This is a genomic window from Vibrio sp. 1F279 (genome assembly GCF_041439815.1).
Classification (GTDB): domain Bacteria; phylum Pseudomonadota; class Gammaproteobacteria; order Enterobacterales; family Vibrionaceae; genus Vibrio; species Vibrio tasmaniensis_A.
In genome coordinates this window covers 14,842-35,123 of the sequence record NZ_JBGOOU010000031.1, presented here as the reverse complement: position 1 = coordinate 35,123, position 20,282 = coordinate 14,842, and the positions used below count along the sequence as shown (strand labels likewise).

At 43.3% G+C, this 20,282-nt stretch carries 16 protein-coding genes and 1 other RNA gene; 7 read left to right on the top strand and 10 right to left on the bottom strand.

Annotated features, from left to right (window positions below; all coding sequences use genetic code 11):
* Window positions 1–19: 19 nt before the first annotated feature.
* Complete coding sequence (locus tag ACED60_RS19410) at window positions 20–502, top strand: type IV pilin protein (RefSeq protein WP_017103931.1); 483 nt, start codon at window positions 20–22, stop codon at window positions 500–502.
* A gap of 216 nt (window positions 503–718) precedes the next feature.
* Here the strand turns inward: ACED60_RS19410 and dnaJ are convergent, their stop codons facing one another.
* The 4 genes from dnaJ to grpE form a co-directional block, all read right to left on the bottom strand.
* Window positions 719–1,864 (bottom strand): molecular chaperone DnaJ, encoded by a 1,146-nt coding sequence (gene dnaJ / locus ACED60_RS19405; protein WP_371728260.1) that lies wholly within the window; start codon window positions 1,862–1,864, stop codon window positions 719–721.
* Window positions 1,865–2,148: 284 nt separating this feature from the next.
* On the bottom strand, window positions 2,149–4,062 hold the full coding sequence (gene dnaK, locus ACED60_RS19400; protein WP_009848331.1) for a molecular chaperone DnaK: 1,914 nt from the start codon (window positions 4,060–4,062) through the stop codon (window positions 2,149–2,151).
* Between the two features lie 337 nt (window positions 4,063–4,399).
* Entirely contained in the window at window positions 4,400–5,674 is a 1,275-nt protein-coding gene (locus tag ACED60_RS19395; RefSeq protein WP_009848330.1) for a dicarboxylate/amino acid:cation symporter, read from the bottom strand.
* A gap of 388 nt (window positions 5,675–6,062) precedes the next feature.
* Complete coding sequence (grpE, locus tag ACED60_RS19390; protein WP_009848329.1) at window positions 6,063–6,644, bottom strand: nucleotide exchange factor GrpE; 582 nt, start codon at window positions 6,642–6,644, stop codon at window positions 6,063–6,065.
* Window positions 6,645–6,787: 143 nt separating this feature from the next.
* Between grpE and nadK the strand changes: the two genes are divergently transcribed.
* The 3 genes from nadK (at window position 6,788) to bamE (ending at window position 10,158) form a co-directional block, all read left to right on the top strand.
* Window positions 6,788–7,672, top strand: coding sequence for an NAD(+) kinase (gene nadK, locus ACED60_RS19385; RefSeq protein WP_009848328.1), 885 nt, complete (start codon window positions 6,788–6,790; stop codon window positions 7,670–7,672).
* Between the two features lie 294 nt (window positions 7,673–7,966).
* Window positions 7,967–9,631 carry a DNA repair protein RecN gene (gene recN / locus ACED60_RS19380; RefSeq protein WP_371728259.1) on the top strand — a complete coding sequence of 555 codons (1,665 nt, stop codon included), beginning with the start codon at window positions 7,967–7,969 and terminating at the stop codon, window positions 9,629–9,631.
* Between the two features lie 167 nt (window positions 9,632–9,798).
* Complete coding sequence (gene bamE, locus ACED60_RS19375; protein ID WP_009848326.1) at window positions 9,799–10,158, top strand: outer membrane protein assembly factor BamE; 360 nt, start codon at window positions 9,799–9,801, stop codon at window positions 10,156–10,158.
* A gap of 199 nt (window positions 10,159–10,357) precedes the next feature.
* Here bamE and ACED60_RS19370 read toward each other — a convergent pair whose 3' ends face one another.
* The gene (locus ACED60_RS19370) at window positions 10,358–10,669 is read right to left on the bottom strand and encodes an RnfH family protein (RefSeq protein ID WP_009848325.1); all 312 of its coding nucleotides are present in this window, start codon (window positions 10,667–10,669) and stop codon (window positions 10,358–10,360) included.
* Window positions 10,670–10,672: 3 nt separating this feature from the next.
* Window positions 10,673–11,101 carry an SRPBCC family protein gene (locus ACED60_RS19365; RefSeq protein ID WP_004735157.1) on the bottom strand — a complete coding sequence of 143 codons (429 nt, stop codon included), beginning with the start codon at window positions 11,099–11,101 and terminating at the stop codon, window positions 10,673–10,675.
* Window positions 11,102–11,220: 119 nt separating this feature from the next.
* Between ACED60_RS19365 and smpB the strand changes: the two genes are divergently transcribed.
* The 3 genes from smpB (at window position 11,221) to ACED60_RS19350 (ending at window position 13,546) form a co-directional block, all read left to right on the top strand.
* Window positions 11,221–11,706, top strand: coding sequence for an SsrA-binding protein SmpB (smpB, locus tag ACED60_RS19360; RefSeq protein ID WP_004735156.1), 486 nt, complete (start codon window positions 11,221–11,223; stop codon window positions 11,704–11,706).
* Between the two features lie 66 nt (window positions 11,707–11,772).
* Window positions 11,773–12,139, top strand: a transfer-messenger RNA (tmRNA) gene (gene ssrA, locus ACED60_RS19355).
* Window positions 12,140–12,304: 165 nt separating this feature from the next.
* On the top strand, window positions 12,305–13,546 hold the full coding sequence (locus tag ACED60_RS19350) for an integrase domain-containing protein (protein ID WP_371728258.1): 1,242 nt from the start codon (window positions 12,305–12,307) through the stop codon (window positions 13,544–13,546).
* Between the two features lie 53 nt (window positions 13,547–13,599).
* On the opposite strand, the gene ACED60_RS19345 is transcribed toward ACED60_RS19350, so the two are convergent.
* The 4 genes from ACED60_RS19345 to ACED60_RS19330 are packed head-to-tail and all read right to left on the bottom strand — an operon-like array spanning window position 13,600 to window position 20,282.
* A complete protein-coding gene (locus ACED60_RS19345; RefSeq protein ID WP_371728257.1) occupies window positions 13,600–14,469 on the bottom strand; it encodes a restriction endonuclease in 870 nt (289 codons plus the stop codon).
* Complete coding sequence (locus ACED60_RS19340; RefSeq protein WP_371728256.1) at window positions 14,466–16,280, bottom strand: helicase-related protein; 1,815 nt, start codon at window positions 16,278–16,280, stop codon at window positions 14,466–14,468. Before ACED60_RS19340 ends, ACED60_RS19345 begins: the two co-directional genes overlap by 4 nt.
* Window positions 16,253–17,212 (bottom strand): phospholipase D-like domain-containing protein, encoded by a 960-nt coding sequence (locus tag ACED60_RS19335; RefSeq protein ID WP_371728255.1) that lies wholly within the window; start codon window positions 17,210–17,212, stop codon window positions 16,253–16,255. The genes ACED60_RS19340 and ACED60_RS19335 overlap by 28 nt, the downstream gene beginning before the upstream one ends.
* A gap of 43 nt (window positions 17,213–17,255) precedes the next feature.
* Window positions 17,256–20,282 (bottom strand): anti-phage-associated DUF1156 domain-containing protein, encoded by a 3,027-nt coding sequence (locus tag ACED60_RS19330; RefSeq protein ID WP_371728254.1) that lies wholly within the window; start codon window positions 20,280–20,282, stop codon window positions 17,256–17,258.

Genomic DNA, 20,282 nt, shown 5'->3' with positions numbered 1-20,282 from the left:
CATATTTAATCTTGCACCGATGCTACCACCCGAGAAAAATGGACAGGGTTATGAAAGGAAACTACTCGTGAAGATTCGAATAAAAAGATGTAACAACAACAATTTAAGTATGAAAGGAATGACACTGATCGAAGTATTGATCGCTGTTGCCATTGTAGGAGTACTCAGTGCAATAGCTTATCCAAGCTACACAAACCATGTTTTAAAATCGCATCGAATGACAGCGATAGGAGATATGGCAAAAATTCAACTTGAACTTGAGAGTGCTTACGCCGGAAATTATGCCACAGCTGCTGGAAACATAGTTTCGGGAGGGACGTGCTCGTTTTGCGATACCGATACAAGCAGGTACACACTAACAATTTCGGCTAGCAGTACCTCATACTCCATTCAAGCAGAACCACACGCACCACAGACAAATGATGACTGCTTAGACTCACCGACTGATATTCTGGAGTTACATCACTCAGGTGTTTCAGAGCCTCAAGCGTGTTGGAAGTAACAAGAGGAGACACTAAAGCCTCTAGGGGGTGATCTGAAAAATTTCGATTATTTTTGCTATGAGCTTCTTTTATACCAATCAAAAAACACAAATCTATAGACACAAAAAAGCCTGCTACATGAGCAGGCTTTTCTACTTTTATCATTAAATTGAAGTATCAATAATTTAAAGATCAACAACTTAACGTGTCAATAACCTATTTATCTAATCAGTTGATTACTTAGTTAGGTCATCAAAGAAGTTTTTCACGCCGCTGAAGAAACCTTCAGATTTTGGCTTGTGCTTGCTTGCAGCTTCACCACAACATGTTTCTTCAAATTCGCGCAGTAGTTCTTTTTGACGAGAGCTTAGCTTAACCGGTGTTTCAACCACTAGTTTAACGATTAGGTCACCCACACCGCCGCCACGAACGCCTTTCACGCCTTTGCCACGCATACGGAACATACGGCCCGTTTGTGTCTCTTCTGGCACTTTAAGGTTTACACGGCCATCGAGTGTTGGAACTTCAACTTCACCACCTAAAGCAGCCATAGAGAAGCTTACTGGCACTTCGCAGTAAAGGTTGTTGCCGTCACGCTCAAAGATATTGTGCTCTTTTACGTGTACTTGTACGTACAAGTCGCCAGCTGGAGCGCCGTGCTCTCCAGCTTCGCCTTCGCCAGATAGACGAATGCGATCACCAGTATCAACACCTGCTGGGATCTTAACGTTAAGCGTTTTCGTCTTCTGTTTACGACCTTGGCCATGACATGAGTTACATGGGTCTTTGATGATCTTGCCTTTACCATTACAAGTAGGACAAGTCTGTTGAACCGCAAAGAAACCTTGGCGCATTTGTACCTGGCCGTGGCCATGACAAGTACCACACGTTTGTGCAGAAGAACCCGCTTTAGCACCGCTACCATCACAAATGTCACATTCAACAAGTGTTGGTACTTCAATCTCTTTAGATACACCACGAACGGCTTCTTCTAGAGAAAGCTCCATGTTGTAACGCAAATCAGAACCACGTTGTGCACGCGCTTGACCACCACCACGACGACCGCCGCCGAAGATATCGCCAAATACGTCACCGAAGATATCGCCGAAGTCACCTTGGCCACCGCCGCCGTAACCGCCGCCACCCATGCCACCTTGTTCAAAAGCTGCGTGGCCGTATTGGTCGTAAGCTGCTTTCTTTTGAGCATCGGTTAGGATCTCGTACGCTACTTTTACTTCTTTAAATTTGTCTGCTGCGCTGTTATCACCCTGGTTACGGTCTGGGTGGAATTTCATCGCTAAGCGTTTGTACGCTTTTTTAATATCGCGCTCTGATGCATCGCGGCTTACGCCTAATACTTCGTAAAAATCACGTTTTGACATGTTCTAGGTCACCAAAATAATTGCTACTGCCGAATGATCACTTCAGCAGTCTGTGTATCAATCTAGATAAAAGTTCTGTCGGCTGAAACGCCGAATAAAGCTATTATCTAGATCGACAAGTCTAAATACAAATTTACGGGCGTGAGAGTTACCTCTGACGCCCGCAATAATAAGTCTTTGAGACAAATTTCTAAGCAGATAGCTTGAGCTCTAGGAGGAAGCGCGGAGCCTACGTTAGTAGGTAAGCACTTCCGACAACGAAATCAGGCTACTCTGCAACGAAATTATTTCTTGTCTTCTTTAACTTCTTCGAACTCAGCGTCTACCACATCGTCGTCTTGCTTAGGTTGTTCACCAGCGTCAGCACCAGCTTGTTCAGCTTGAGCTTTCTGTTGAGCAATTTCCATTAGCTTTTGAGCTGCTTGCATAAGTTCTTGAACTTTAGCGTCGATAGCTTCTTTGTCGTCACCAGACTTAACTGATTCTAGAGCTTCGATAGCTGCTTCGATTTTAGCTTTCTCGTCTGCAGGTAGAGCTTCACCAGCTTCTTCTACTTGCTTCTTAGTGCCATGAATCATTTGGTCAGCTTGGTTACGTGCAGTTACTAGCTCTTCGAATTTCTTGTCAGCTTCTTTGTTAGCTTCTGCTTCTTGAACCATTGCTTCGATCTCTTCCTCAGACAAACCGCCTGATGCTTGGATAGTGATCTTCTGCTCTTTACCTGTCGCTTTATCTTTAGCAGATACGTTCAGGATACCATCAGCATCTAGGTCGAATGTTACTTCAACTTGTGGCATGCCACGTGGTGCTGGTTGGATACCTTCTAGGTTGAACTGACCAAGAGACTTGTTGTAAGTCGCTTGCTTACGCTCACCTTGAAGAACGTGGATAGTTACTGCGCTTTGGTTGTCTTCAGCTGTAGAGAACACTTGATCCGCTTTAGTAGGGATAGTTGTGTTTTTCTCGATAAGCTTAGTCATTACGCCGCCCATCGTTTCGATACCGAAAGATAGAGGAGTAACGTCTAGAAGAAGAACGTCTTTAACTTCACCAGCTAGTACACCACCTTGAACAGCAGCACCCATTGCAACAGCTTCGTCAGGGTTCACGTCTTTACGTGGCTCTTTACCGAAGAATTCAGTTACTTTAGCTTGAACCATAGGCATACGAGTCTGACCACCTACTAGGATAACGTCAGTGATTTCGCCTACAGATAGGTCAGCATCTGCTAGAGCAACTTTTAGTGGCTCAAGAGAACGTTGAACTAGGTCTTCAACTAGAGACTCAAGCTTCGCGCGAGTCACTTTGATGTTCATGTGCTTAGGACCAGTCGCATCTGCAGTAACGTAAGGTAGGTTTACGTCAGTTTGAGTAGTAGAAGAAAGCTCGATTTTCGCTTTTTCTGCTGCTTCTTTAACACGCTGCATTGCTAGTGGATCAGCTTTAAGGTCGATACCTTGCTCTTTCTTGAACTCATCTACTAGGTAGTTGATCATGCGGTTATCGAAATCTTCACCACCAAGGTGAGTATCACCGTTAGTTGAAAGAACTTCGAAAGTCTTCTCGCCTTCTACTTCATCGATTTCGATGATAGAGATATCGAATGTACCACCACCAAGGTCGTATACAGCGATAGTGCGATCACCACCTTGCTTGTCTAGACCGTAAGCCAGAGCAGCAGCAGTAGGTTCGTTGATGATACGTTTAACATCTAGACCAGCGATACGGCCAGCATCTTTCGTTGCTTGACGTTGAGCATCGTTGAAGTAAGCAGGAACAGTTACTACTGCGCCAGTTACTTCTTCGCCTAGGAAGTCTTCAGCTGTTTTCTTCATTTTCTTAAGAACTTCAGCAGATACTTGAGGAGCAGCCATCTTTTGGCCTTGCGCTTCAACCCATGCATCACCGTTATCAGCTTTAACAATGTTAAAAGGCATGATTTCGATATCGCGTTGAACTTCTTCATCTTCAAAACGACGACCGATTAGACGCTTAATCGCGTATAGCGTGTTTTGAGGGTTAGTAACAGCTTGACGTTTCGCAGGTTGACCAACTAGCGTCTCGCCTTCAGTGTATGCGATTACCGATGCTGTTGTGCGTTCGCCTTCAGCATTTTCTAATACGCGTGGTTTGTCACCGTCAAGAACAGCAACACAAGAGTTAGTAGTACCTAAATCAATACCAATGATTCGACCCATCAGGCTTTCTCCGAATAAATTCTATTTAGTTTTTTGCTATACCCACTATGTGGGGGGTAGTAATCAGGGATTCAACCCTAATACACAAATTTAAGTGCAAATGTAATTTGCTTTCGTATGCACCATAGATAAGGGCTCACGAATCCTTTTCAAGGGGGATACTGGATTTTTTCACATTTATTTTGATAAAAGGAATGGTTAGACACGAATACATATCATTACCTTCACATAAGCCCAGTAACTGGGATTATCACCCAATAAAAAACGGAGCCATTTGGGCTCCGTTTGTCTATTCAGGCTTTCCACTTAGATTTCATCTATAGAGGAAAATCTCTGATTACGCTTCTGCTTTCTTTAGCTCAGCTTCTTCGTTTGTTTCAACACCGATTTCGCCTTCAGACTTAGCAACGATAGTGTTAACCGCTGTATCACCTACTACGTTAGAAGAAGTACAGAACATATCGTTGATACGGTCTACCGCAGCAATGATAGCTAGACCTTCTGGTGGTAAACCTAGTTGGTGCAATAGAACACCGACCATTACAACACCACCACCTGGAACACCACCAGCACCGATAGACAGTAGCAAGATAGTTAGACCCAGAGTAAAGATGTCAGCCGTGTTGATTGGTTGACCGAATGCGTTTGCTACGAACATTGTCGCTAGTGCGATGTAGATAGAGACACCAGACATGTTCATTGTCGCACCCAGTGGTACACCGAAGCCTGCCACAGATCTTGATACACCAAGTTTTTCAGTTAGAGTGCGCATTGTTACTGGGATAGTCGCGTTCGAACTTGCCGTCGATAGTGAGAAAAGGATTTGCTCACGAGTTGCACGTAGGAATTGCTTAGGCGTAATACCTGTCGCGATACCAACCATCATTGGGTAGAAGAAGAAAATCCAGAACACTAGCATCGCAACAACAAGCGCTACGTAGCCCGCTACAGACATAAGTGTCTCGGCGTTCAGTGTCGCACCTAGTTGAATCATCAGAGCGAATACACCAAATGGTGCCAAGCTCATTACCAGGCCGATAAGCTTCATCATGATTTCGTTAGCCATCTTGAACGTTTTGATCGCTGGACCGCCACGTGAATCAAGAGCCTGAATAGCAAGACCAGTCAAAATTGCCATGAAGATGATCTGTAGCATGTCGCCGCTTGCAAACGCCTGAACTGGGTTGCTAGGAACGATGTTCACAACAAGAGAGAAGATATCTGGAGTTTCAGTTGTTGTTAGTTGAACTGTCTCAGAGATCGTTCCGGCTAAATCTGCACCAGCACCCGGTTGGAAAATAAGGCCAACAGTTAGGGCTGCAGAAATCGCGATGATGGTGTTGATAATGTAAAGAGCAAAAGTTTTACCACCTAGGCGACCGAAAGAACGGATGTCTTTCAATTCAACAATTCCGCAAACGATAGATACGTATACCAGTGGAACAACCAATAGTTTGATCAAAGAGACAAACATACCACCGACACCTTCTGCTAGACCTAGCAGGTAAGTATCAAATACTGCAATACCGTTGAATAGGTACTGAATAGCAGTACCAATAAGTAGGCCGGCAAACAAGCCTACAAAAATCTTACTTGAGAGCGATTTGTCCATCGTTCTTCTCCAGTTTGTTGTGTTTGAAATTTGTACTTTTATAGTTATATATGCGAGTTAAATCGCTATATCGCAGTGGATTTTACATACAAAGATAACAATTAAAAGCATTTATTTACAAAAACATTACAAGTGTGACATCAAAACATTTCTTCATTAACAACCAGTTTCATAATATAAAACTCTAAATCATTGTTCTGGGTAATATAAAAGGAACAACATTCTTAATGCGGTTTTGATGAATATTTACGTGGGTTCTCAAGTTATAGGCACAAAAAAAGAGAGGCATATGCCTCTCTTTTCATTTTACGTAAACCAGTGATTTATTTTGTCGCCGCGACTTACTCAGTCAATGCGCGACTCAATCACTTGGCAGCATAACACGTCATTACTTAGCAACCATAACCATCGCAGGGCGAACCACACGACCGTTTAACTCGTAACCTTTTTGCATTACGAACATAACCGTGTTTGATTCGTGATCTGGACTTTCTTGGATAGACATCGCTTGGTGGAATTCAGGGTTGAACACTTCACCTTCAGGGTTGATCTCTTTAAGACCAAACTTAGCAACTGTGTCTACGAACGTTTTGTGCGTTAGCTCAACACCTTCAAACAGTGGCTTAACCACTTCGTTTTCAGCATCTGCCGCTTGCATTGCACGCTCTAGGTTGTCGATGACAGGAAGTAGACCTTCAGCAAACTTGTTCAAAGCGAATTTACGCGCCTTATCAATTTCTTGCTCGCTACGGCGACGCATGTTTTCAACTTCAGCTTTTGCGCGAAGAACAGAATCTTGCTGCTCTTTCACTTTAGATTCGCTAGAAAGTAGTGCAGCTTCTAGTTGAGCGATTTTTGCTTCTTGCTCATCAACAGACTCTTCATTTAGCTCAGCTTCTTCAACTTTCTCAGCTTCAGCAATGATTTGATCTAGCTCTTCTTCCGTTACTTTGTTTTCTTCGTTGCTCATGATCTCTCCAGAATTCGTTTTCAATGCAAGTGACAGGTGTGTTTGCACCCCAAATTGATATAAAACACTCGCATAGACGTTCAACTTGCCTTTATTATGGGGATGAAGAATTTTGATTCAAGCCTAATTCGTTTGGAAACGTTATGAAAAAGCCATTTGAAGTCATCGCCATTATTGGTAAACCTCGAGATCAGCAAGCAATTCAGACTCATAGAGAGCTCTATCAGTGGTTAAGTACTGAGGGTTATCAAGTGTTTGTGGATGACAGACTCGCTACAATTTTAGACGATATCCCACAAGAACATTTTTCTAGCCTAATTGAATTAGGTAAACGCGCCGATCTCGCCATTGTGGTGGGTGGTGACGGAAATATGCTCGGTGCCGCTAGAATCTTGTCACGTTTCGATATTTCAGTGATTGGCGTAAACCGAGGTAACCTAGGTTTCCTTACCGATCTTAATCCTGAAAACTTCCAGAGTGCGCTTACTGATGTACTCAAGGGTGAATTCATGGAAGAAGAGCGCTTCTTACTTGAAACTGAAATTCATCGTCATGGCCAAATAAAAAGCCATAACGCCGCACTCAACGAAGCAGTACTTCACCCCGGTCAAGTCGCACATATGATCGAGTTCGAAGTGTATATCGATGACAGCTTCGCCTTCTCACAGCGTTCTGATGGCTTGATCGTCTCAACACCGACAGGTTCAACCGCCTATTCGCTTTCTGGTGGTGGTCCTATCCTGTCATCAAGTTTAAATGCAATTTCATTAGTACCGATGTTCCCACACACCCTTTCAAGCCGCCCACTGGTAGTGGATGGAAAACGTCGTATCAAGCTGATCGTATCGCCTGATAACCGCGGAACTCAGGAAGTGAGCTGCGATGGTCAAATCTCGCTACCGGTTTCTCCTGGTGATGAGATCCACATTTACCAAAGCCCGAATGTACTCAAGCTGATCCACCCTAAAGACTACAACTACTACCATGTTCTGCGTAACAAACTAGGCTGGTCGAGTAAGTTGTTCTAAAAGAATAAAAGCGCCAGTGGTAACCGAAAATTTGAAAGGCTGACGACATTCGTCAGCCTTTTTTATTGCCCATAGAAAGCCCGTAGGCTCTCGCTTCTCTGCAATTCCTTATACCTCCACTCCCGACAGGGAGGAACAACTGAGTTGGGAATCTACTGCGGTTTCAGTGATCTACGAACAACCTCAATTCTGAGATCTGTCGCAAAAAATTTTCACCTGCTGACTTTACTGTATAAAGAAACAGTATATACTGAGCTTATATACAGTATTGTTCAGTTATACAGGTAAATAAAAATGCTGGCTCATCTAAGTGTTAATAATTTCGCTATTGTTAAGTCTTTACAGCTAGAACTCTCTAAAGGCATGACAACAATCACCGGAGAAACTGGTGCGGGTAAATCTATCGCTATCGACGCTTTAGGCTTGTGTCTTGGAGGAAGATCTGATGCAGGAATGGTTCGACAAGGTGAAGAAAAAACCGAAGTCAGTGCCGCTTTTTTACTTGAGAACAATCTGCATGCTACCCGCTGGTTAGAAGACAATGAACTGCTTGATGGCGGTGAATGCATCCTACGCAGAACCATCTCTAAAGAAGGTCGTTCTCGCGCATTCATCAACGGCAGTCCCGTGCCTCTTTCACAATTAAAATCGCTTGGACAGCTGTTGATCAACATTCATGGTCAACACGCGCACCATCAGTTGATGAAAAGCGATTACCAAATGGCCATGCTTGATCAATACGCAGGTCACTTGAACCTATTGAAATCGACACGTAATGCTTACCAAGCCTGGCGACAAGCCGATAACCACTTGAAAGAGTTACGTGAAAATAGCCAGCAAAACCAAGCTCAAAAACAACTTCTTGAATACCAAATCAAAGAGTTAAATGAGCTGTCTATTGGGGAGGAAGAATATGAAGACCTCGAACAAGAGCATAAGCGCCTCTCCAATAGCGGAGAACTGGCCACAACCTGCCAACAAGCTATCGTGCTTATTTATGAAGGTGAAGAAGTTAATGCGCTTGGTATTCTGCAATCGGCCAATAACTCCTTAATTCAGTTAGCGGAGCTAGATGAAAGATTGGCTGAGTTACCAAACTTATTGTCTGAAGCCATTATTCAGATTGAAGAAACCAACAACGAGTTAAGAACATACCTAGACAGCATTGATGTTGATCCCGGTCGTATGGCTTACGTTGAGGAGCGTTTCTCTAAAGTGATGTCGATGTCTCGTAAACACCACGTATTACCTGAAGAACTGTATAAGCACCATCAAGACTTACTACAACAAGTTGAAGCGCTTGATTGCTCTGATGAAAAATTGGAAGAATTGGCAAACGAGGTAGAAAACCAATACCAGTCGTTCGTGGCTAAATCAGAGAAGCTTCATAAATCTCGAACTCGTTACGCAAAAGAACTCAACAAGCTGATCACGCAAAGCATGCATGAACTGAGCATGGAAAAAGCGCAGTTTGCCATTGAAGTAAACAACACCAACACACACCCTTCTCCATTAGGTATGGATAACGTGACCTTCATTGTTTCGACCAACCCAGGTCAACCAATGCAGCCCATTGCTAAAGTGGCTTCTGGGGGCGAGTTATCACGAATCTCACTAGCGATTCAGGTGATCACAGCGCAAAAAGTGGATACACCAAGCCTGATTTTCGATGAAGTCGATGTGGGTATCAGTGGACCAACCGCTGCGGTTGTCGGAAAAATGCTACGTAAGCTGGGCGAATCTACGCAAGTTATGTGTGTAACGCACTTACCTCAAGTGGCAGGTTGTGGACATCAACAACTGTTCGTTGCAAAGAACACGAAATCAGGTAAAACCGAGACTCAAATGCACACGCTTGATGAACAACAACGCGTTTCAGAGCTTGCTCGACTGCTTGGTGGCAGCCAAATTACCGAATCGACGCTTGCCAATGCAAAAGAGTTATTAATCGCTGCATAGGTTACATATTCAGCAACTTTCTGATAATTTACCGAAAATTCTTGGCAATTTTGCAACTTAATTCAAAATTGCCAGTCATAACAAGCTCAAAGCGCAAGGAGCTTTTTACTTCTTGCTGGAGCTTGTTTATTATCAGGCAGTATTTTAGCGAAGAAAGATCTCAAACTATGCGAATTAAAAAGTGGTTAGTTGCAGTTCCACTTGCACTAACAATGTTGACCGGTTGCTCTCTACTAGAGAAGTTGGTTTATCGAATTGACATCAATCAGGGTAACTATGTTGAACAAGAAGCTGTCGATCAGCTCAAGTTTGGCATGACAAAAACACAAGTTCGTTACGTTATGGGCTCACCTATGCTTATCGAAAATGGCTACCCAGATACGTGGTACTACATTTACCACCACCAAAAAGGCCATAACGACCCTATCCAGAAAAACCTTGTCGTGAACTTTGATGCCACTGGCACTCTAGTAACGATCAATGGTGATTTTGAAGCCAGTGATGAGTTCTTCGAAAGCCTTCGCTAGCTTTCAGTCAACAAAGCTCTCAGCTGATAAAGCTTTCCAGTCGACAAAACTATCAGTCGACAAGGTATGAATCGCAAAAGCCTGCTCACATGAGCAGGCTTTTTAATATCTGCTAACAAATTAGCTGCGTGTCTAACCAACAGGCACAAAAAAGCTCGCCAACATTGCGAGCTCTCTTCTTAGTCGAATTTTTTTAGCACTACGATTTAGCTGCGGCTGCTTTCGCTTGCTCAGCACGCTTACGGCGGATCTCTTTTGGATCGGCTAACAGTGCTCGGTAGATTTCGATACGATCTTTATCGCGAACCGTCGCATCTAGCTTAACGTTGCGGCTGAATACGCCAACCTTGTTTTTTGCTAAGTCGATCTCTGGGTACAATTCCAAAACGCCAGACTGCGCAATGATCTCTTCAACGGTCGCGTGCTTGTTTACTACTAAAGTAAACACACGCTGTTCATGCGGAAGTGCAAACACAACCTCTACGTGGATCATATCCGATTCAATAGTCATGGCTTAGTAGACCTGTTTCGCGCGTTGAGTAAAAGCACTGACCATATTACTCGTCAGCTCATTGAAAACCTTACCAAATGCCATTTCAATCATTCGGCTAGAGAATTCAAACTCTAACTTAAGCTCAACCTTACACGCTTGCTCATCGAGCGGAGTAAAATACCAACCACCCTGCAGCTTTTTAAACGGGCCGTCCACCAGCTCCATCAAGATCTCAGCGCCATCCGCTAAGCGGTTCGATGTGGTAAATGTTTTGCTGATACCCGCTTTAGAGACATCAACTGAAGCTACCATAGTTGAATCTGAAGATTCGATCACACGTGAACCAGAACACCCTGGCAAAAACTCGTGATAACGAGCAACATCATTGACCAAGCTGAACATCTGGTCGGCACTAAACGACACTAATGCTGAACGAGTAACCTTTGGCATATAGACTCCTGTTAAAGACAGCGTTACATTAACACAAACTGCAATTTTAATTGTATTGGGCCAGAGCGCAAATAAAAAGGATTCCCCAACTAGGGTGCAATCCGTATAATGAGGCCATTATGGCAAAGAATAAATCAAAATCAAAAGCCGGTAGTAATACCATTGCGCTTAATAAGAAAGCTCGCCACGAATATTTCATCGATGATGAGATAGAAGCGGGGCTTGAGCTACAAGGCTGGGAAGTAAAATCCCTACGTGAAGGCAAAACCAATATCGCAGAAAGCTACGTCTACATCAGAGACGGCGAAGCATTCATCAGTGGTATGACGATCACTCCGCTCACTCAAGCGAGTACTCATATCGTGGCGAACCCAACACGCATCCGTAAACTACTAATGTCGAGAAAAGAACTCGACAACCTTATCGGTCGTATTAACCGTGAAGGCATGACACTTGTCGCAACCGCGCTTTACTGGTCTCGCTCTTGGGCGAAGATTAAAGTTGGCGTAGCGAAAGGTAAAAAGCTGCACGATAAACGTACTGATATGAAAGAAAAAGATTGGGCGAGAGATAAAGCACGAATTATGAAGAGTAATTTGCGTTAATTTTAAGCACTTAAACGCACAGTGCTAGACAGGCAAAGCTTTTCTGGTACTATGCAAATAACACTTGGGGCTGATTTAGGATTCGACAGGAATTTTGAAGTCTGAGGTGCATGCCGTGGGGCGGTTGGCCACGTTAAAAGCCGCAAAAAAATAGTCGCAAACGACGAAAACTACGCACTAGCAGCTTAATAACCTGCTCAGAGCTCTCTTACCCTAGCTTCCGCTCGTAAGACGGGGACCAATAAGAGATCAAACCCAAACTAGCTAGCGCGGATTCTCCCACCTGAGAGGAAAAGCGCGAATAACAATTCAGGTTAGCCTTTAACTAGCGTGTCGGTTCGCAGGTTGCTGGTGAAATTAAAGATCGACTAAGCATGTAGTACCAATGATGAATGATTTTTGGACGCGGGTTCAACTCCCGCCAGCTCCACCAATTCAACATTTAAAGACGTCCCAGGACGTCTTTTTTTGTGCCTGCAATAATGCAAAATCAACAACTTAGCGTATTATAAGATTCCATAGCATCCCACAGCTTCTTTGCATTATGGGTACACAGAAGGGTACACTAGTTTTAGTTCCCTAATTTGGTGTACCCATTATGGCTAAAACGACAACTAGACTATCAGACAAAGAGATCAAAGCATCTAAACCAGGTGATAAAGAATACAACCTTTTTGATGGCGATGGCTTACGTTTACGAATTAAGCCCAATGGTTCAAAACACTGGTTATTGAACTACTACAGACCAACAAATGGTAAACGAGCAAATCTAAGCTTGGGTAAATACCCTGACCTTTCTCTTGCTAATGCACGTAAAAGCATAATGGAAGCAAAAGAGCTGATCGCACAAGGAGTCGATCCTCAAGAAGATAGAAAGCGACAGCAACATGAACACAAAGCTGTTCACGAACATACTTTCATTAACGTTGCACAAAAATGGTTCGAAATAAAAAAAGACTCCGTTACCCCTGACTATGCCGTTGATATCTGGCGCTCTTTAGAGCTTCATGCTTTTCCATCTATCGCAACTATCCCAGTAAAAGATATCGATGCTCCCTTAATTATCGACCTTCTAAAACCCATTGAAGCGAAAGGAAGTTTAGAAACGGTTAAGCGATTATCGCAACGTCTAAATGAAGTCATGAACTATGCAGCGAACTGTGGACTCATAAAAGCCAATCCCCTAACTGGTATTCGTGCTGCTTTTAAAAAGCCAAAAAAAGAAAATATGGCCGCTCTCAAACCAACTGAATTACCAGAGTTAATGAGAGCTATTGCTAATGCTAGTATAAAGCGCACTACCCGCTGTTTAATTGAATGGCAGCTTTATACCATGACACGCCCTAGCGAAGCTTCTGGAGCTCGTTGGTGCGAAATTGACTTGGATGAAAAAGTTTGGACTATTCCCGCAGAACGTATGAAAAAAAGAAGAGATCATCGCATTCCGCTAACGGAGCAGATGCTTGAATTACTTGAAGTGATAAAACCTATCAGTGGACATAGAGAGTTCGTGTTTCCCTCTGATCGAGATCCTAAGAAACCATGTAACAGCCAAACAGCGAATATGGCACTTAAGCGCATGGGCTTTGCGGGAAGACTTGTTAGTCATGGCTTGCGCTCACTTGCAAGTACAACGCTTAACGAACAAGGTTTCGAAGCTGATTTAATTGAAGCAGCACTAGCCCACGTCGACGATAACCAAGTTCGCAGCGCATACAACCGTACCGATTACCTTGAGCGACGCAAGCCAATGATGAGCTGGTGGAGCGGGCATATAACAGAGGCCGCCAAAGGCAGCCTCTCTGTAACGGGTACTAAAAGTTTAAAAGTCATTGGGTAAACAACTGTTGTATTCGATAGGCCAATTGAAATTAATTTTCTAGTTGGTCTAATCTATATATTCAAAAACCATTGCGGATCAACAGTTACCTTTTCAACAAGCTCAGTCTTAACTCCAAGAGTTAATTCTTTCAGCTTATCTGCTAACTGGTCGCCATCCACAAGATCGATTGGTGATGCGCCATCTCGATTGGCTTCCTCAATTGCTGCTTTTGTGAAACTCCCCGTCGTTATAAACATACCACGATCAGCACGTCCAACTATTGCACCTCGAAAATCCCTAATTTCTGGAGAGCCGACAGACCCTTTATATTTCTTACATTGGAATGCAATATGAAAGCTCATTAAACCGTTTATACGTGCGATTCCTTTCCCATCTATTCCGCCGTCACCAGTACGGCCAGTAACCTCGACATGAACAAAGCCGGATTCACGTAACAGTCGCTGTGTCAGACGTTCAAATGCGTCGGGACTCATTTCTTCAATCAAGATTTGATGAAGTCGCTCTCGCCAAGCAAGTGTTTCTTCTGGGGAATCATCGATAGCAGTTGCTGGGTCAGTTGGATCTTGGGGCACCTTTTTTATCTTTTTATCTAAAGAGCGAACGTAGTTAACGACTGTACGGCTATCGATTTGGTCTGACAGTCTAGCTTTGTCAGTGAGCGCCCAGACACCACGAGTAGAATTTTCAAGATAGCCTGCTTTCTTTAGATAGGTACGTGCCCATGCAAGTCGGTAGCCTATTTCTGTCTGACTACTCTTTTCCGGATTATGTAATATGGTGATGATTTCTTCGTTGAAATTTTCCTGTTCGACAACTTCTTCATACATTTCATCAATGCTAGCTGAACCACCTAAACTTACCAGAGCCTTCATTAACGGTAGCATCAGTTGATCGTAGGTGACCATCTGAACACTGCTCATTTTGTATCACTCCAGCCTGAAGTCATGAGTTCACTAAAATCTCTTCTGGACAAGACATTAGAGCAATCTCGCCAATCTTTATCCGAAGGCTCCATAGTGCTCGTGTAACGAAGATCAAAGCCATTGGCTTTCTTTTGCGCGTCAATGTACTCGTCCATTTTTTCGCCCATCGACTCAATATCTTCTATCCACTCATCTTTAATCGTATCTGGCAATGCACCAAACAAGTTGTAACGATCCTGCATTCGCTCAGAGAGCTTGTCATACACCTTTTCATCAACCGTCTGTTCATTGACCAAATTTAGCATGTCCACCTGCTCTCGAACTTGTCCAAAACGCTTGATCCGACCTATTCTTTGCTCCAGCTTGGTTGGATTCCAAGGGAGATCAACATTTATAAGTGTGCCTAAAGTTTGTAGATTCAAGCCTTCACAGGCTGCATCTGTGGCAACCATTATTTCTAATTGATGTTCTGATACCATTTTCTTTAAGGTCTCACGCTCAATATTTACGCTATCACCTTTTTGGTAGAGACGACTTCGCCCTGCACCAGCATATAACCCTACTGCTTGATTTGGATACCGCTCCGCTAAAGAGTCCGCAACCCATTTTGCTGTGTCGTAGTACTGACTGAAAATAATAACCCCATGCATGAGCCAGTCCTCCTGTTCTAAGTAATGCAGTACAGCACGTAGTTTCGGATCTTCATCAACACTTTCTAAACTGGCAATCATCCGTTCAAGAACCGCTACTTCTTCTGGGCTTTCCGCTTTTAGTTCAATCAATTGCTCATCGCTTTCCTCTCGAACGGTTCGCCCCTCTAGCAGCATTTTGGCTGTTTTTAACCCAGCAACAATGCTTGAACAAATACGCTGCTCCATGAGGTTTTTCATGAAACCACCACCTTTACCGCTTTGCGAAAGCGCTTTGCCAAAATTTCGAGCTTCTGTGTAAGCTTGGCGAAACTCTTCACTAGTAATTAGCGCCTTACTCGTAAACAAGCTACCAAACTTATGCTCTTCTTTAGCTAATTGCCTATCTGGGTGAACGTGAACACCAATACGAGGGAGTAGATTTGCCTCCTCTAATGTCACACGTTTACGTAAAACGATATGACGAACGAAAGGGTTCTCTCGTTGGAAAAAACTTGCTCCAGCAATATCACGATCTAGCTCGTCTTCTAGGTAGTCCCTAGAGTCCGCAGATAAATCAGTTAGTGCATTTCTAATGTCCGACTTTCTATCGTTTAATAGCTCAAGATCTTCGCGAATGGAGCGAATCAGCTTCCGCGAATGCTTTTCGTTGCTAGAATCAACCATCGGGAGCGGTGAACGTAACAGCTCCCATGCAAAACTAGGCGAGCTTACATGCTGCTCACCAGACAAAATAGGTAGTACATCTTTTGGACGATGCCACTTGGCTAGATCATTTCCTAGTACAAAGTTGCCTTCTCCTTGATGCAATATGCCCATAAGGTCCCAAAGGTCTTCTGAACGAGTTTGAATGGGTGTCGCCGTACCCAAGATCACATGATCAGAACGCACAGCAATATCACGCATAAAAGCAAGTAAATTATTAGGCGTACCCGCTTCCTTTCCAAACCCTTGTCTGCTTCGCGCTTTATGGGCTTCATCAAGAATGGTAAGTCCAAACCTTAAACCCAATAGATGCTGTTTCTCTAAAGACTCTTGCATCATCAACCCAGTAGAGACGATACCAATACGCAAAGGGCACTTGGCGATAAACTCTTGTCCAGAAGGTGAGATAACCCGCTCATCTGAATCTATCCAAGCTTTTTTTGTGTATGCCATCTGGCACAAGGTATACCTAGCTTGTCGATCATTTCTGTTTGCCACTGCTCACAAAGTGTAGCTGGCGCAAAAATAATAACAGGTTTACGCTTTTTATTTTCTTTATCACTAAGAAGGCAAAGGCTCAATGCGGCTGTTGCCATTGATAAAGTTTTACCTAGACCAACCTCATCCGCAATAAGCAAGCGTACAATTCCATGATTACGATAATGACGAATACACTCGGTAACAAAACCTTGTTGCCAGGGCCTTAATGAAAACCCTTGACGATAGAGTGGTGATTCAATCAATGCAGCTGGTGCTACGTCATCTTCATCGTCTATCTCATCAAATACGATTTCACGACGATATCCACGGCGCCTAACCTCACGTATTACTGCATCGGGTAGCTGACGAGCGGCGTTCCACAAGTATTCAAACTCTTCTTCTATCCATGCGACCCCCTCAGGAGAATCATCCTCCCAAAGGATCTCATAGTGCCTTTGCCAACCACTACTTGTTTCATTCATGGACCCCATAAAGCCCAGCTTTCGGCCATCTGCACACTCGATGACACCGGCTTTACCATGCAAAAATCCACACACACTGTCAGGTGCTACACGAATGACTTGCCCGTGCTTAGCTAAAAAGCTATCAAGCCTTCGATAACGGTCACGATTAAGCAAAGCTTCTGTTTCTATGTCCTGCTCATTCCAGCGACCAATCATCTTAGATTCTCGAAGCTGAGCTACTTTCAAGTCGTCAGGATGAATATCCACGTTACAGACAATTTTCACATCGGGGATCGCCTCCATGAGCTCATGAGCAACTTCAAACAAAGAACTGGTAAAGTACCCAGCAATGCGCTTGTAGCTGCGGGCTCCTTTCAGATGTTCAAGTAAAAAGCTACTATCAAGTCGATGGGTTCGCGAAGAAAACCGTCTGATCGCCATGTATTATTTCCCCTCACACCATGAGTAATTCATCATCTATCGCTTAGTTTCCTAACGCACGCATATTGCGTAAACGAGCACCCAGCACTTCCGCGACATCACGGGTGGTTTGCTCCGGAGCTTTGTTTTCAACGAACTTCAGCATATCAATCAAGACTGGTCGAATTTCCATAAAGTCAGGTAATTCTTCCTGGAAGTGACTAATCACGGTTTGCGGCTCTGCTTCAGCTGATAGTTGCTGTAAGCCTATAATTAACTGCCCTAACCATGTTGAACCAATCTCGTTGCTTTCTGTTAAGTCACGAGATTCAAACTCTGGGATTCGTTTCAATTGTGCTTTGTTGGCAGCCATGCTTCCCATTACACGAGTGTAGTCTTCAACACGGAATGCTTTAGCAAAGTTTTGATAGTTGTCTAGCTTGCCAGCTCCAGTGGTTTCAATATCCATCATTCTTAAGTAAAAACGTTGAATACCACTTAGCTTCTGCCAAGTATCAGCGCTTAACCCTTCAGGCACTAGAAGGCCATTTGCAGCCTCTGCCGCTTGTTGGACGATTTCATCAACTACGGTTACTTCACCCTTAGTGCGGGGACGTAGTGCAAATGCTGTTACGTCTTCACCACCAATGTGGGTATAAGATGTAAGCACTTTTAACGCGGCGGCATAACCTGCCATCTGTAAGTCAGAATCATTAAAGACTGGCTCGCCCATCTTATCTTTCACTTCATCATTAAGATGCATCATCGTTTCGATCTGATTTTTCACTTCAGCTCGAACTGCAGGTAATAAGCGTTGTTTGAAACCGGAGTTTTCACCTACTGGACGTTTACGTAGCATCAAAATCACAGTACCTTGAACATAACCACCTTTCTTTAATTCCGTACTTGTCTCAGTTGCAATATACCATGCCCCTACGACTTGAAGTCCAGCAGCCCAGAATATGCCAATCATATCTGACCACACACCGGTATCTTGGTGAGTGAACATCACGCATTGCATCCCATTATCTGGCATGTGATCTGCCATTGTCTTATATGCACCAACCATACCTTTACGGAAATCATCACCCGAACCTTTAATTGCAAAGGCTCGCCTTGAATCCCAAGTCCATTCATCAAAAGGTTTTGGTGGATTTTTTCTCAACCAAGCGATGAAGAACTCTGAAATTTCATGGTAACTAACAGCATCAGCGTAAGGTGGATCAGTAATCCAATATTCACAGTTACTGATTAGATCCGTTGCCTGTGTATTCTTAACTTCTAATTCACCAGCAGTTTCACTGCTAGATTTAGTCAGGAACAGATAGTTTCTTCCAGTAACAAACGAACGCACTCCATATGCAAAATTAGTATTGAAAGCTTGGTTATAAAAAGTTTGTGCTATTGACTCTCTAGCCGCACCAGTACCATAGCGACAAAGTTTGCTAGACCAATCAAGCATCTTAGCTAAAGAAAGGTAGAGTGCTGGTTGTACTGAATCAGGCATCGATAAAATATTCTTTTTAACGATTGCAGCAATAAGTAACTGCCTTGGAGAAAACAAGTGATGCCAATAAGTCCAACCTCGCTCTCTAGCTAGCCGAGCGGTTTCATCCCCCGCTTCAATTTCCATATCCGGAATTAAACCGGTTTCATGCCAGCTTTCTATATTCTCATGAACAATAGCTTCAACTTTCGCTTCTGTTTCTAAATCACAAGGCCTTACAGATGAAAAGTATGTAACCTGTCTACCAAGATCTACTGTATCCTTTGCAATCCATTGAATTGCATATATCCGCTCATTAAAAACATCATCAAAATCAGGTTTGAAATCACTTTTTGACCAACGTCTTAAACTATTTTGCGTGACCCCATTTCGAGTTTTTTGATCCCCTCTTAAAGTTTTAATTGGGGTTCGATAAATTTTGTTTTCAAGCTCGTATACAAGATTACCGCTTTGAACTGTACCTTTTTCTGCTTGCTTAAGCTCTTCTTTAGAAACTCCAGAAATAATGTCTACTTCAATTCTTTTCGCCTGAAAATCAGGCCTAAGCTTAGCTATAGCGCTACGAGTTTTTGAGACCACTAAGCTAGGTATAAGGGGGACTACCCAACCGGTTTCTGGACATTTTGTTTCGAGACAGCATAGAAAAGCTTTTGCCCTATTTCCTTCCTCGTCAACTTCTAACTCAAGTCGCTCTATCTCCTTCTCAACTAAGTCAACAAGCTCTTGCTGCGCAGCATCAATTATTTGTCTTTTTTCTGGTTCGGCTCCAATTATATTGGTCGTTCCCCAGGTCAACATGCAAGCAACTGGATTTAAATCGCTAGCAAATGCGTTGCAGCCTACTCTAGCGGCTTCAAATGGAATAGAACCACCACCAGAAAAAACATCACCGACTGAAGGCTTGCTCCCAAACCGAAGAACTCCAAGTTGTTCAACTAGTTCTTCCAAACTATTTGCTGAAATACCAAGATCTGAGAAATACAAGTTTGTTTCTGCCCAAACGTGACTAGATAACCAGTTTTGGTCGCATTCTTCTGGGCGCTTGCATAACGACGTTTTTTCCTCATATGTATCAAACCTCTGCAGGTAGTCTTTAAACAGAGGAACTTTTTCATCATCACCAATATCTCTACGCCACCTAACTTTCAATCCCAAAGCATGACTATCGAAAGGTGCTTTTAATGCCTCAACGTCACTGAATCTATTATCATCTTGTTTGATATTGTGGCTGAAATAGTCCCAAGGATTATGTATGTCAATAGAAGAGATAAGGTCGACTGGTTTGATTGCGCCCAAAGCAACAGCTCTTTTGGCTATACTCTCGGAATCAAAAGCCATTAACATTTCATAAATTTCTAGGTCTTTCTCACTGTCACCGGTTTTTGGTAGTAATGAACCGAGTATTATACTTTTGACCAGTATTAATGGCTTACGTCCCTTCCAGTAAGAGCCTAGACCAGTCAAAGTTTGACTTTGTACTGATGTCCTTTCTTGTTGAGCTTCAAAAGAAACTTTTTGTGCGGGAAAAGCTGCCTCAATTAACGCCGGGGCGTCTTTTAATGCAAAAGGCGTTAGTTGTGCCAT

Bases quoted from the DNA above. Each gene is read 5' to 3' on its own strand.
- ACED60_RS19410 (WP_017103931.1), top strand. From the start codon at position 20: ATGCTACCACCCGAGAAAAATGGACAGGGTTATGAAAGGAAACTACTC.
- dnaJ (WP_371728260.1), bottom strand. From the start codon at position 1,864: ATGTCAAAACGTGATTTTTACGAAGTATTAGGCGTAAGCCGCGATGCA.
- dnaK (WP_009848331.1), bottom strand. From the start codon at position 4,062: ATGGGTCGAATCATTGGTATTGATTTAGGTACTACTAACTCTTGTGTT.
- ACED60_RS19395 (WP_009848330.1), bottom strand. From the start codon at position 5,674: ATGGACAAATCGCTCTCAAGTAAGATTTTTGTAGGCTTGTTTGCCGGC.
- grpE (WP_009848329.1), bottom strand. From the start codon at position 6,644: ATGAGCAACGAAGAAAACAAAGTAACGGAAGAAGAGCTAGATCAAATC.
- nadK (WP_009848328.1), top strand. From the start codon at position 6,788: ATGAAAAAGCCATTTGAAGTCATCGCCATTATTGGTAAACCTCGAGAT.
- recN (WP_371728259.1), top strand. From the start codon at position 7,967: ATGCTGGCTCATCTAAGTGTTAATAATTTCGCTATTGTTAAGTCTTTA.
- bamE (WP_009848326.1), top strand. From the start codon at position 9,799: ATGCGAATTAAAAAGTGGTTAGTTGCAGTTCCACTTGCACTAACAATG.
- ACED60_RS19370 (WP_009848325.1), bottom strand. From the start codon at position 10,669: ATGACTATTGAATCGGATATGATCCACGTAGAGGTTGTGTTTGCACTT.
- ACED60_RS19365 (WP_004735157.1), bottom strand. From the start codon at position 11,101: ATGCCAAAGGTTACTCGTTCAGCATTAGTGTCGTTTAGTGCCGACCAG.
- smpB (WP_004735156.1), top strand. From the start codon at position 11,221: ATGGCAAAGAATAAATCAAAATCAAAAGCCGGTAGTAATACCATTGCG.
- ACED60_RS19350 (WP_371728258.1), top strand. From the start codon at position 12,305: ATGGCTAAAACGACAACTAGACTATCAGACAAAGAGATCAAAGCATCT.
- ACED60_RS19345 (WP_371728257.1), bottom strand. From the start codon at position 14,469: ATGAGCAGTGTTCAGATGGTCACCTACGATCAACTGATGCTACCGTTA.
- ACED60_RS19340 (WP_371728256.1), bottom strand. From the start codon at position 16,280: ATGGCATACACAAAAAAAGCTTGGATAGATTCAGATGAGCGGGTTATC.
- ACED60_RS19335 (WP_371728255.1), bottom strand. From the start codon at position 17,212: ATGGCGATCAGACGGTTTTCTTCGCGAACCCATCGACTTGATAGTAGC.
- ACED60_RS19330 (WP_371728254.1), bottom strand. From the start codon at position 20,282: ATGGCACAACTAACGCCTTTTGCATTAAAAGACGCCCCGGCGTTAATT.